We start from the raw sequence: 12,346 nt of genomic DNA, 5'->3' as shown, positions 1-12,346 counted from the left end.
GCCAGCCGCCGGCCGCGGCGGCGGGCCACAGGCGGGTCGCCAGGTTGCGGGCAGCGATCCCGCCCCGGCTCGCCGGGACCATGATCGCGGCGGCCGTCGCGACCGCTCCCTGCTTGGGATCGACCAGCTTGCGGTGCCCGGCCTCGTAGCGTGCGAAGGCGGACCGGTGATCCGCCGGCGTCGCGGCCAGCTCCTGGGCCAGAGTGGCCGCACCCGCGATGGCCAGCGTCGACCCGTCCCCGAACAAGGACACCGACGAGGCCGCGTCGCCGAGCAGCGCGACCCGGCCGTTCGCCCAGCTGTCGATCCGCACCTGGCTGACCGAATCGAGCCAGAGATCGTCGGCGGTGCGGACCTTGTCCAGCAGGTCCGGGACCCGCCAGCCGTCACCGGCGTACGCGTTCGTCACGATCTCCTTGTGCTGCGCGAGGTCGCGGTAGTCGAATCCGGCCACCTCGGGGCTGCGGAAGATGAAGGCCGCCAGGGCTCTGCCCCTCACCGGGTGAATCGAGACCATCCGGCCCGGGGTGTTGTGCATGAGGACGTCCCGCTGGTTGTCGGCCGGACCGCCCAGCTGCATCGTGGCGACGTAGAGACCCATGTGACGGACGAAGTCGGACTCCGGCCCGAACGCCAGCCGCCGGGTCATCGAGTGCAGTCCGTCGGTCCCGATCACGAGATCGAACCGGCGCGGCGGCGCGTGCTGGAAGGTGACGTCCACGCCGTCCTCGTCCTGGCTCAGCGAGGTCATCGAGTCGCCGAACAGGAACTCGGCCGACTCCCGGCCGGCGTCGTACAGGATGGCGGCCAGGTCCGTGCGGGTCACCTCGAGCTCGCGGCTTCCGGTCGCCCGCTGGACCGCGCGGAGGTTGACCCGGCCGACCTCGCGGCCGCCGCCGTTGACGAAGCTCAGCGCGGATACGTCGGTGGCCGCCTCCTTGAGCCGGCCGAGCAGGCCCATCCGCTCGACCACCTCGACGGCCGGCCCGCGGACGTCCACCGGGTTGCCGCTGGAGCGGAGACCGGCGGACCGCTCGACCACGGTGACGCGGAATCCGCGCTCGGCCAGCCAGTACGCCAGCGTGCTGCCGCCGATTCCGGCGCCGGAGATCAGCACTGTCTGGTTCGTCTTCGTCGTCATGGTTCCGCTCCTGTCATGGGGTGATCTGTGTTCAACGATATGACCAAATTTGAAATCTGGTCAACTAACTTCGTGCAATTGACCAAAACTGACATCTGGTCATATCGTGGCTCTGTGGCGACGACTGAGCGGTTGAAGAGCTCCGGGCAACGCGCAGAGCGGGCCGAGCGGATCCTCGACGTAGCGGCCGACCTACTGCTGCGGCACGGATACCGACGGGTGACCATCGACGATGTGGCGGCCGGCGCCGGGATCGGCAAGGGGACGATCTACCTGCACTGGAAGACCCGCGAGCAACTCTTCAGCGCGGTCTTCGCCCGCGAGGTGCTGTCCGCGATCGGCGAGCTGCGCGACAGCCTGGAGAAGGATCCACAGGTCTGCCTGCTGCATCGCTTCGCGCAGACCTACTTCCTGGCGATCACCGGCCGCCCGCTGCTGCGCGGATTCCTGCTGGCAGACCCCGAATTACTGGGCAAGCTGACGACTGGGCGCGACAGTGCCCGCGATGACCGGCACGCCGAGCTCGGCCGGGGCTACTTCACCCTGCTGGCGGACCACGGTCAGCTGCGTTCCGACCTGGACCTGGAAGACCTCGGGTATGCCTATCAGGCGACCTTCGAAGGCTTCCTGCGCGCTGAGGACACGGCCGGCCGGAGCTTGGAGCACCAGGCAGATCTACTTGCGCGGACCATTGAGCGGGCGTTTGAAATCGGCCAGCCCTTGGCTGAGGAAGCTCTGCAGGAGCTGGCTTCCGCGGTTGCTGCCTTACTCAGCGAGCTGATCTCCGCCGACAGCTGAACCTTGCACAAAAAAAGTGGCCCTCGGCAACAAGATGAGTTGCCGAGGGCCACTTGTTGTTCAGCGGCCCTGGTTCTTGACGGCTTCGATGGCGGCGGCGGCCGCCTCGGGGTCGAGGTACTCGCCGCCCTTGGTGACGGGCTTGAGGTTGTCGTCGAGCTCGTAGTACAGCGGGACGCCGGTCGGGATGTTGAGGCCGACGATCGTCTGCTCGTCGAGGTCGTCCAGGTGCTTCACCAGCGCGCGCAGGGAGTTGCCGTGCGCGGTGACCAGGACAGTCTTGCCCGAACGCAGGTCGGGGACGATCGCGTCGTACCAGTACGGGAGCATCCGCTCGACGACGTCCTTCAGGCATTCGGTGGCCGGCAGCAACTCGGGCGGCAGGCCGGCGTACCGGGGGTCGCCTGCCTGGTCGAACTCCGAGCCGCGCTCGATCGGCGGCGGCGGGGTGTCGTAGGAGCGGCGGAACAGCATGAACTGCTCCTCGCCGAGCTCCTCCAGGGTCTGCTTCTTGTCCTTGCCCTGCAGGCCGCCGTAGTGGCGCTCGTTCAGCCGCCAGGACCGGCGGACGTCGATCCACTGCCGGCCGGCCTCTTCGAGGGCGATGTTGGCGGTGCGGATGGCCCGGCGCAGGACCGAGGTGTGCAGGACGTCCGGGAGCAGGTCGCGCTCGAGCAGCAGCTGGCCGCCGCGGTGTGCCTCCTCGACGCCCTGGGCGTTCAGGTCGACGTCCACCCAGCCGGTGAACAGGTTCTTGGCGTTCCAGTCGCTGTGGCCGTGGCGGAGCAGGATCAGGCGATAGGTCATGTCCCTGAGCTTATCGGGGCTCCAGCCAGCCCTTGAACGCGTCCAGATTCCGGGTGGATTCGCCGCGTGAGATGCGCCAGTCGTACTCCTTGCGGATGGACGAGGCGAAGCCCAGCTCGAGGATCGTGTTGAACGACGAGTCGGCGTACTCGAGGACCGCACCCAGCAGCCGGTCCACCTCGACCGGGGTGATCGCGTGCAGCGGCACCCGGCCGTCCAGGTGGATGTCGCCGTGATGGTCCACCGCGAACGCCACGCCGTACATCTTCAGGTTCCGCTCCAGCAGCCAGCGGTAGACCACCTCGTGGTTCTCGTCCGGCCGGCGGGCCACGAACGCGTGCACCTGGACCGCCTGGCTACCTACGGTCAGCATCACCGTGGTCTTCAGCTTCCGCTCGCCGGGCAGATCCGCGGCGAACGCGCCGGGGGTCGTCTCGGTGAACTCCAGGTCGTTCTCGGTCAGCACCTGCCGGATCACGTCCGCGGCCGACACCCTCATCCAGTCACCTCCGCGGCCAGTTCCGCCGCCATCGTCTCCTGGGCCGTCCGGTACGCCGCCAGGGTCTTCTCCGCGGTCAGTTCCCAGCCGAATCCCCGGGCATGCTTCACCGCCGCCTGGCTCATGCTCTCGCGGGTGACCGGATCCGTCGCGATCCGGTGCAGCGCGTCGGCGAAGTCACCGACATCGTGCCCGGGCACCAGCAGCCCGGTCGATCCGTCGCTCACCGCGGTCGTCAGGCCACCGACGGCCGCCGCGACCACCGGCGTACCGCAGGCCTGGGCCTCCAGCGCGACCAGGCCGAAGGATTCGGAGTACGACGGTACGCAGACCACCGAGGCCGCCCGGTACCACTCGGCCAGCCCCGCTCCCGCGATCGGCTTCACGAACCGGGTGACGTCGTCGACCTTCAGTGCGCGAGCAAGTTCCGCGTGCGCCTCGGGATGCTCCATCCCGTTGCCCGACGGCCCGCCGATGATCGCGACGACCAGCCGGTCCCGCAGCGACGGGTCCTTCTCGAGCATCCGGGCCGCCGCCTTGATCAGGATGTCCGGCGCCTTGAGCGGCTGGATCCGCCCGACGAAGGCGAGCAGCAGCGCATCGTCGCGGATACCGACCGAGCGTCTCGCCTGCGCCTGGTCACCGGGGCTGAACACCTCGAGATCGACACCAGGGTTGACGACGCCGACCTTGGCCGGCTGCGCGCCGTACAGGGTGATCAGTTCGCGCGCCTCGTCCTCGGTGTTCGCGAGCAGCCGGTCGGCGGCCTCGACCACCTGCTCCTCGCCGATCAGGCGGGCCGGCGGTTCCGGTACGTCGTCCTCGGCGAGGCTGGCGTTCTTCACCTTCGCCATCGTGTGCATGGTGTGCACCAGCGGCACGGCCCAGCGGTCCCGGGCGAGCAGGCCGACCTGGCCGGACAACCAGTAGTGCGAGTGGATCACGTCGTAGTACCCGGGCTCGCGGATCGCTTCGGCCCGGAGTACCGCACGGGCGAAGGTGCACAGCTGGGCGGGGAGTTCGTTCTTGGACAGGCCTTCGTACGGTCCCGCGGCCACGTTGCGAACGGTGACGCCGGGCATCAGCTCGACCTTGGCCGGCAGCGCCGACGAGGTCGCCCGGGTGAAGACGTCGACCTCGATCCCCAGGCCCGCAAGGCGTTTCGACAACTCCACCACGTAGACGTTCATCCCGCCGGCGTCGCCGATCCCGGGCTGGTCCAGCGGGGACGTGTGCAGGCTGATCATCGCGACCCGCTTCAACTGGCGGTCGGCGGCGGGGGAAGTCACCTGGTCAGGGTAACTCCGCAGCTTGCTCCGCGATCTGGGGCTGGACGGTCGGCGCGGTCCAGCTGGCGAGCAGCTTCAGTGCGGACTCGGACGGCGTACCGGCTTCGGCCGAGTAGGTGACGAGCATCTGGTCCGGATCGCCCGGCATCACCAGCGTCTCGTACTGCAGGGTGAGCTCGCCGACGAGGGGATGCACCATCCGCTTCACCCCGAAGCTCTTGTCCCGCACGTCGTGGCGCGCCCACTGGGTGCGGAACTCCTCGCTGTGGATCGACAGCTCCCCGATCAGCTCGGCCAGCTCGGGATCGTCGGGATTGCGTCCGGCGTACATCCGCAGGTACTCGACCGTCTCGCCCGCGACTGCTTCCCACTGCGGATAGAAGTCCCTGCTGGAGTCGTCCAGGAAGACCAGCCTCGGCATGTTCCGCTCCTTGGTGGACAACGCCCCGAAGTCGACGATCAACGCCGCTGCCAACGGGTTCCAGGCCAAGACGTCCATCCGGCGGCCGAGGACGAATGCCGGTACGCCGTCCAGCGCGGCGAGCAACTGCTGCATCGCGGGCCGGACCCGTTGCACCGTACGCCGTTGCTTCGGCCGGCGAACCGGTTTCGCAAGCCGCTGCAGGTGAGCTCGTTCGTCGTCGTTCAGACCGAGTACGCCGGCGACGGCATCCAGGATCTCCTGCGAGACGTTGTCGGTCCGGCCCTGTTCGAGCCGCACGTAGTAGTCCGCGCTCACCCCGGCGGCCTGGGCCAGCTCCTCGCGCCGCAGCCCCGGCACCCGGCGCCGGCCGTTCCCGAACACCTTCAGCCCGAGGTCCTCCGGACGGATCCGGGCCCTTCTGGTCTTCAGGAATTCGGTCAGCTCCTCGCGGCGGTCCATGTCCACCAGTATTCCTGGGCGGCAGGTTTCGAGGGTGGTTCTGTCAGAACCAGGCTTGGCATACCCCAGGCTCAGGAGAGGTCTGGGTAGGCGGTTGCGATCCGACGAGGCTGAGGTCATCAACCAGATCGTCTTGCAGGAGCAAATGATGACCGTCCTTCGCAATCTCCCCCTCGCCGGCCGGAACGCCGTCGTCACCGGTGCCGCCAGCGGAATCGGTGCCGCGATCGCCGAGCGACTCGCTGCCGACGGCGCCTCGGTCGCGCTGCTGTCCCGGCGGGTCGACCGGCTCGACGACCTCGGCACCCGGATCACCGCGGCCGGCGGTACGGCGTACAGCGTCGGTCTGGATGTCACTTCGCAGGAGTCGGTGGACCGGGGCGTCAAGGTGATCGCGGAGCGGCTCGGCCGGGTCGACCTGGTCGTGAACGCGGCCGGCGTGATGCTCGCGGCGCCGATCCAGCAGGGCCGGGCCGACGACTGGACCCAGATGATCGACACCAACCTCACCGGCGTACTGCGGCTGATCCGCGCGTTCACCCCGGATCTGATCGCGGCCGCGGCCGACGGCGGGACGGCCGACCTGGTGAACATCTCCTCGATCGGCTCACACCTCGTCTTCCCGGGCTACAGCGTGTACGGCGCGACCAAGGCCGCGCTGACCCAGCTCTCGAACGCGCTCCGCGCCGACCTGTCGCCGCTGGACGTCCGGGTCACCAACATCGAGCCCGGCCTGACCGAATCGGAACTCGGCTCCCACATGCTGGAAGAGCAGCAGACGATGCTGGCCGGAATGGTCGAGACGATCGGCCCACTGACGTCGGAGGACATCGCCGACGTGGTCGCCTTCGCCGTCTCCCGGCGCCGGGAACTCAACCTGCGCCAGATCATCGCTCTCCCCACTCGCCAGGCCTGAGCCCGGCGGATCGGCGTACCGGGATGAGACGGGTGGGCAGGGCCGGGCGGGGGTTTGTCAGACTCGGGGCATGACTTCTTCGCCGCGTCCAGTCGCTGTCGTCACCGGAGCCAGTAGTGGAATCGGGGCCGCGTCGGCCCGTCGTCTCGCCCAGGAAGGGTTCGAGGTGATCTGCGCGGCCCGCCGGCTGGAGCGGATCGAGGCGCTGGCCAAGGAGATCGACGGGCGCGCGGTCCAGTGCGACGTCACCTCGGCCGCCGACGTCGCTGCGCTGACCGAGGCGGTTGGGGACCGGTTGGACCTGCTGCTGAACAACGCCGGCGGTGCGTTCGGCGCCGAGCCGGTGGCAGAGGCCGACCTGGATGCGTGGCGGCGGATGTTCGAGGTGAACGTGATCGGCGTCGCCGCCGTCACCAAGTCGTTGCTTCCGGCATTGATCGCCGCCGAGGGGCAGATCATCGTGATGGGCTCGACCGCCGGCCAGGTCGCCTACGAGGGCGGCGGCGGGTATGTCGCCGCGAAGCATGGCGCGAAGGCGGTCGTCGACACGCTGCGACTGGAGCTGTTCGACCAGCCGGTCCGGGTCTGCGAGATCGCCCCCGGGATGGTGAAGAGCGAGGGCTTCGCGCTGACCCGCTTCGAGGGCGACCAGGCCAAGGCGGACGCCGTGTACGCCGGTGTCGCCGAACCCCTCACCTCCGACGACATCGCCGACATCGTCGCCTGGGTCGCCACCCGCCCCGCCCACGTCAACATCGACCGCCTGACCGTCCGCCCCCGCGCCCAGGCCGCCCAACACAAGGTCCACCGGGTGCTGTAACTACTCGGAGTAACCGCCTGCTCCCTTCGGTTTCGTGGACACCGTCTGTCACCGGTAGGATGGGGTGGCTGCGCCCTGCCTGTCGAGTGGCACGGAGAACCCTCGTAGCCACCGCCTGACACCCATCTGGCCGACGTTCCACTGGCCGACGAATGCTTGGAGCGCTTCCGCATGCCCCTCCGTAATGATCTGCGCAACGTGGCCATCGTGGCCCACGTCGACCATGGGAAGACCACCCTCGTCGACGCGATGCTGTGGCAGTCCGGCGCGTTCGGAGCCCACCAGCACGTCGACGAGCGCGCGATGGACTCCGGCGACCTGGAGCGTGAGAAGGGCATCACGATCCTCGCCAAGAACACCGCGGTCCGGCACAAGATGGCCAACGGCGAGCAGATGACGCTGAACATCATCGACACCCCCGGCCACGCCGACTTCGGTGGTGAGGTCGAGCGCGGCCTGTCGATGGTGGACGCGATCGTCCTGCTGGTGGACGCCTCCGAGGGCCCGCTGCCGCAGACCCGGTTCGTGCTGCGCAAGGCGCTGGCCCGGAACATGCCGGTCATCCTGGTCGTGAACAAGGTGGACCGGCCGGACGCCCGGATCTCCGAGGTCGTCGACGAGACCTACGAGCTGTTCCTGGACCTGCTGGACCACGACGCCGACCAGAGCGCCCTCGACTTCCCGGTCGTCTACGCCTCGGCCCGCGCCGGTCGCGCCTCGCTGACCCAGCCGGCCGACGGCGGGATGCCGGACTCGGAGGACCTCGAGCCGCTGTTCGAGACGATCCTGGCGAACGTACCCGCCCCGTCGTACACCGAAGGCGCCCCGCTGCAGGCGCACGTCACCAACCTGGACGCGTCCCCGTTCCTCGGCCGGCTCGCGCTGGTCCGGGTGCACGAAGGCACCCTGAAGAAGGGTGCCCAGGTCGCGTGGTGCAAGCACGACGGCACCATCCAGAAGGTCAAGATCACCGAACTGCTGATTACCGAGGCGCTCGAGCGGGTGCCCGGCGAGTCGGCCGGCCCCGGTGACATCGTCGCGATCGCCGGCATCCCGGAGATCATGATCGGCGACACCCTGGCCGACCCGGAGAACCCGAAGGCACTGCCGTTCATCACCGTGGACGAGCCGGCCATCTCGATGACCATCGGGACCAACAGCTCGCCGCTGGCCGGCCGGGTCAAGGGCACCAAGGTCACCGCCCGGCTGGTCAAGGACCGCCTCGACCGCGAACTGGTCGGCAACGTGTCGCTGAAGGTGCTGCCGACCGAGCGTCCGGACACCTGGGAGGTGCAGGGCCGTGGCGAGCTGGCGCTGGCCATCCTGGTCGAGCAGATGCGCCGCGAGGGGTACGAGCTGACCGTCGGCAAGCCGCAGGTGGTCGCCAAGGAGATCAACGGCAAGCGGCACGAGCCGGTCGAGCGGCTGACCATCGACTGCCCGGAGGAGTATCTCGGGACCGTCACCCAGCTGCTCGCGGTCCGCAAGGGCCGGATGGAGCAGATGACCAACCACGGCACCGGCTGGGTCCGGATGGAGTTCCTGGTGCCGGCCCGTGGCCTGATCGGGTTCCGCACCGAGTTCCTCACCGACACCCGTGGTACCGGGATCGCGCACCACGTCTTCGAGGGTTACGAGCCGTGGTTCGGTGAGCTACGCACGCGTCCGTCCGGCTCGCTGGTGTCGGACCGCACCGGTGTCACCACGTCGTACGCGATGGTCAACCTGCAGGAGCGCGGGACGATGTTCTGCGAGCCGGGCACGGATGTCTACGAGGGCATGGTGGTCGGCGAGAACTCGCGCGCCGACGACATGGACGTGAACATCACCCGTGAGAAGAAGATGACCAACGTCCGGTCGAACGCGGACGAGTTCGAGAAGCTCGTTCCGGCCCGCAAGCTGTCGCTCGAGCAGTCGCTGGAGTTCTGCCGCGAGGACGAGTGCGTCGAGGTCACCCCGGACGCGATCCGGATCCGCAAGGTCGCGCTGACCCAGATCGAGCGCGCGAAGCTGGGCCGCAAGAGCAAGGCCTGATCGTTATCGGTGTCAGGCCGAAATTGTCCGAGGGGCTCAGTAGGCTGAGCCCCTGCGGTGGTCGATGACCTGGTTTCCGGTCCGACGGGGAGAAAGTTTCGGATCGTTACCAACCAGGCGGGCCGCCGCGTCGTCTGTCTTGTTGTAAGTCACTCAGTTGGGGGAAGGAAAAAGGGACATGGGCATTCTGCGTAAGCTCGGCGCCACGACGACGGCAGTCGCGATGATGGGTGTGGGCGTCCTCACGGCCGCCACGACGGCGGACGCCGTCGCACCGGCCGCTCAGACGGCGGTAGCGCCGAAGGTTGCGCCCAAGGCGGTTGTCGCGCCGAAGGTCGCCACGAAGTCGACGGCCGCGACCACCTTGGTACCGGGCAAGTTGCGACTCGACAAGCGCTGTATGACCGGGCGGATCCTCTGCTCGAACAAGAAGACCCGCAAGCTCGTCTTCATGGTCAACGGCAAGCTCCAGGCCGTCGTCGACGCCCGCTACGGCGCGCCGCGGACGCCGACCCGGAACGGTATGTTCAAGGTCTACCGCAAGGACAAGAACCACGTCTCGACGCTGTACCACTCGCCGATGCCTGACTCGATGTTCTTCAGCGGCGGCCAGGCTGTGCACTACTCGTCCGACTTCAAGGCGCGCGGCTACAACGGCGCCTCGCACGGTTGCCTGAACGTCCGCGACCGCAAGAAGCTGGACTGGATCTTCGCCCGCGTTCCGGTGGGCACCAAGGTCCTGATCTACAGCGCCTGATCTGTTCGACTAGCACGCGGCGGCCGGTTCTCACCGGCCGCCGCGTTCTGCTTTCTCCAGTGCTTTCCCGAACGCCTTGTACAACCGCGGTTCGACCAGACAGAAGATCGCCTCAGCCACACCTGTCGTCGTACCAAGCAACGTCCGTACTGCGATGTCGGCAGCCTCTTGCGCCGGCCAGCCGTAGATCCCCGCCGAGACGGCCGGCAATGCGATACGCCGTACGGACAATTCATCCGCAATTCTCAAGGCGTTGCGATAACCGGATTCCAGCAGGGCCGGATCTCGTTGCCCCGCTGTGTAATTCGGCCCCACCACGTGAATCACGTACTGCGCGGGTAGGTTTCCCGCTGTCGTCCAGCCGGCCTGGCCGGTCGGGATTCCGTGTGGGTAGCGCTCGATGCAGTCGGCGAGGATCGCCGGGCCGCCCGCGCGATGGATCGCGCCGTCAACGCCGCCACCGCCTCGGAGCGCGTGATGGGCCGCGTTCACGATCGCATCCACCGCGACCGTGGTGATGTCATCGGTGCTGAGCGTGATCTCCATCGGTTCTCCTGCTGTGGGGCTGGTCACGAGGTGCTCACGGGTGGTGGTCCGGTTGTGTTCTGCAACTTACGCTGGACCTTTATCCACCATGAAGGGTTCCGATGCGCATCTTCGGCAAGACGTCAGCGATCCGGAATGTGCTGGCTGCTGTCGTCGTGACCGGCGCGATCGCAGGGTTGGCGGGGGCCGGGCTGACTGCGAGCGCCGCGACCACGGACCTCAAGACGGTGCCGTTCGAGGTCTCGGGTGAGCTGCCGATCTACCCGAAAGCCCTGTGGCGCAACGGTTCCAGCGGCGCCGACGTACGCAAGGTGGAAGCGCGTCTCGTCCAGCTGAAGCTGCTCGGCAAGCAGTACCAGGACGACTCGTTCGGGACGATGACCCGCGCGGCGGTGAAGAAGTTCCAGACCGCCAACGGGATCCCGCCGATCGGGTACGTCGACGAGAACACCTGGACCAAGCTCAAGGCCGCCACCCACGAGCCGACGCAGACCGAACTGTTCCCGCCGGCACCCGTCGTCGACGGCAAGAAGCTCGACCAGCGGTGTGCGACCGGCGTCGCGTTGTGCATCGACAAGACCACCCGCAAACTCCGGTACGTCGTCGACGGCGTCGTGAAGATGCAGATGGACGTCCGCTTCGGCGCGGTCAAGACCGCCACCCGCGAAGGCAGCTTCACGGTCGGCTGGAAGAGCATCAACCACGTCTCGAAGCTCTACGACTCCAAGATGCCGTACGCGATGTTCTTCAGCGGCGGCCAGGCCGTGCACTACTCCTCCGACTTCGCCGCCCGCGGCTATGCCGGCGCCTCGCACGGCTGCGTCAACGTCCGCGACCTCGCCAAGATCAAGTCCCTCTTCGCCCAGGTCCACGTCGGCGACAAGGTCATCGTCTACCGCTCGTAGCCCGATCAGAAGTTGATGCGGACGACGGCTCGGCGGTTGCCGGGACGGTTGACCTCGGTGAAGCCGGCCTCGGTGAAGGTGGCGAGGGTGCCGACCGATCCGCCGTCGACGAGGTCCGGGTAGCCCTCGATGGCGCCGGCGCCGCGGTCCCGGGCGAAACCGACGGCTGCGCGGGCCAGTGCACGGCTGATTCCTCGGCGGCGGTAGCCGACGCGGGTGACGAAGCAGGTCACCGCCCAGACAGTGGTGTCGGTCTTGTCCTCGTTGCGCCCCAGCCAGGGAACGCGGTAGTCGCGGAGCAGCCTCGGATGGTCGACCCTTGGCGCGACGGCGCACCAGCCGACGGGCTCGCCTTCGAGATAGGCGACCAGCCCACTCGTCTGTTCTCCACAGGCGGCCTGATCCCGAAGCCGCGCGGCAAGCTCCTCCGGACCTTCGGAGGCCCAGGACTCCTTCGGCAGCATCCGGAACCGCTGACACCAGCACCTGGCCGTATCGCCCGACGGCCCGAAGATCGCCTGCAGATCCTGCCAAGCCGCCTCGTTCGCCGGAACAATCGTCAACTGCTCCGCGGTGACCGGCTCCCGCGAACCGTTCGGCCGGGGAACCTGCACCCGCTTGGCCGGCGCCTTCGTCGGACGAGGCCGCGCGTCGAAGCTGAGCCGCACCTCCACCGCGTCCCCGCCACTCAGCTTCAACGGCTTCCGCACGGCATCCTTCAACGGCAGCAGATACCCGCCGTCCTTGGGCCACAGCGAGGTCTTCCACTCAACGCTCCCGATCCGCGCCCGGATCGGCAACATCCCCCACCCGTAACTCGCCGCCAGGGCCGCAGCCCGCAGGTCGGCACCTTCCCGCTCGGGCACAGCAAGGAAGTAATACGGCGCCGGCCCACGCCACTCGAAAACCTCGCCACCGATGTCCCACTCCATCCGCCCACGCTAACCCGTG

At 68.1% G+C, this 12,346-nt stretch carries 13 protein-coding genes; 6 read left to right on the top strand and 7 right to left on the bottom strand.

Going from position 1 to position 12,346, the window contains the following annotated elements; translation table 11 throughout:
• The coding region (locus ABZ004_RS14265; RefSeq protein ID WP_355680259.1) for an FAD-dependent monooxygenase at positions 1 to 1,141 on the bottom strand (1,141 nt) is incomplete at its 3' end.
• Between the two features lie 114 nt (positions 1,142 to 1,255).
• Here ABZ004_RS14265 and ABZ004_RS14260 point away from each other — a divergent pair.
• A complete protein-coding gene (locus ABZ004_RS14260) occupies positions 1,256 to 1,939 on the top strand; it encodes a helix-turn-helix domain-containing protein (RefSeq protein ID WP_355680258.1) in 684 nt (227 codons plus the stop codon).
• 60 nt (positions 1,940 to 1,999) lie between these two features.
• Here ABZ004_RS14260 and ABZ004_RS14255 read toward each other — a convergent pair whose 3' ends face one another.
• From ABZ004_RS14255 to ABZ004_RS14240, 4 genes are read right to left on the bottom strand one after another with little or no spacing between them, the layout of a single operon-like run.
• Positions 2,000 to 2,746: a phosphoglyceromutase gene (locus ABZ004_RS14255; protein ID WP_355680257.1), complete on the bottom strand. Its 747-nt coding sequence runs from the start codon at positions 2,744 to 2,746 to the stop codon at positions 2,000 to 2,002.
• Positions 2,747 to 2,756: 10 nt separating this feature from the next.
• Complete coding sequence (locus ABZ004_RS14250; protein ID WP_355680256.1) at positions 2,757 to 3,245, bottom strand: YbjN domain-containing protein; 489 nt, start codon at positions 3,243 to 3,245, stop codon at positions 2,757 to 2,759.
• On the bottom strand, positions 3,242 to 4,492 hold the full coding sequence (gene mshA / locus ABZ004_RS14245; protein WP_355680266.1) for a D-inositol-3-phosphate glycosyltransferase: 1,251 nt from the start codon (positions 4,490 to 4,492) through the stop codon (positions 3,242 to 3,244). Before mshA ends, ABZ004_RS14250 begins: the two co-directional genes overlap by 4 nt.
• 46 nt (positions 4,493 to 4,538) lie before the next feature.
• Positions 4,539 to 5,417 (bottom strand): helix-turn-helix transcriptional regulator, encoded by an 879-nt coding sequence (locus tag ABZ004_RS14240; RefSeq protein WP_355680255.1) that lies wholly within the window; start codon positions 5,415 to 5,417, stop codon positions 4,539 to 4,541.
• Between the two features lie 148 nt (positions 5,418 to 5,565).
• Here ABZ004_RS14240 and ABZ004_RS14235 point away from each other — a divergent pair, with 148 nt between their 5' ends.
• The 4 genes from ABZ004_RS14235 to ABZ004_RS14220 all read left to right on the top strand — a co-directional run bounded on the left by ABZ004_RS14235 (position 5,566) and on the right by ABZ004_RS14220 (position 9,944).
• Positions 5,566 to 6,333, top strand: a complete 768-nt coding sequence (locus ABZ004_RS14235) for an SDR family oxidoreductase (RefSeq protein WP_355680254.1) — start codon at positions 5,566 to 5,568, stop codon at positions 6,331 to 6,333.
• Positions 6,334 to 6,403: 70 nt separating this feature from the next.
• Positions 6,404 to 7,153 carry an SDR family oxidoreductase gene (locus tag ABZ004_RS14230; protein ID WP_355680253.1) on the top strand — a complete coding sequence of 250 codons (750 nt, stop codon included), beginning with the start codon at positions 6,404 to 6,406 and terminating at the stop codon, positions 7,151 to 7,153.
• A gap of 171 nt (positions 7,154 to 7,324) precedes the next feature.
• Complete coding sequence (typA, locus tag ABZ004_RS14225; protein WP_355680252.1) at positions 7,325 to 9,187, top strand: translational GTPase TypA; 1,863 nt, start codon at positions 7,325 to 7,327, stop codon at positions 9,185 to 9,187.
• A gap of 178 nt (positions 9,188 to 9,365) precedes the next feature.
• Complete coding sequence (locus ABZ004_RS14220) at positions 9,366 to 9,944, top strand: L,D-transpeptidase (RefSeq protein ID WP_355680251.1); 579 nt, start codon at positions 9,366 to 9,368, stop codon at positions 9,942 to 9,944.
• Between the two features lie 30 nt (positions 9,945 to 9,974).
• On the opposite strand, the gene ABZ004_RS14215 is transcribed toward ABZ004_RS14220, so the two are convergent.
• Positions 9,975 to 10,490: an O-acetyl-ADP-ribose deacetylase gene (locus ABZ004_RS14215; protein WP_355680250.1), complete on the bottom strand. Its 516-nt coding sequence runs from the start codon at positions 10,488 to 10,490 to the stop codon at positions 9,975 to 9,977.
• Positions 10,491 to 10,591: 101 nt separating this feature from the next.
• On the opposite strand from ABZ004_RS14215, the gene ABZ004_RS14210 reads away from it, so the two are divergent.
• Positions 10,592 to 11,395: a L,D-transpeptidase family protein gene (locus ABZ004_RS14210; RefSeq protein WP_355680249.1), complete on the top strand. Its 804-nt coding sequence runs from the start codon at positions 10,592 to 10,594 to the stop codon at positions 11,393 to 11,395.
• Positions 11,396 to 11,400: 5 nt separating this feature from the next.
• Here the strand turns inward: ABZ004_RS14210 and ABZ004_RS14205 are convergent, their stop codons facing one another.
• Positions 11,401 to 12,327 (bottom strand): GNAT family N-acetyltransferase, encoded by a 927-nt coding sequence (locus tag ABZ004_RS14205; protein ID WP_355680248.1) that lies wholly within the window; start codon positions 12,325 to 12,327, stop codon positions 11,401 to 11,403.
• Between the last annotated feature and the right edge of the window lie 19 nt (positions 12,328 to 12,346).

The sequence above is a fragment of the Kribbella sp. NPDC006257 genome (assembly GCF_040613535.1).
Classification (GTDB): domain Bacteria; phylum Actinomycetota; class Actinomycetes; order Propionibacteriales; family Kribbellaceae; genus Kribbella.
This window is presented reverse-complemented; position numbering and strand designations above follow the sequence as displayed.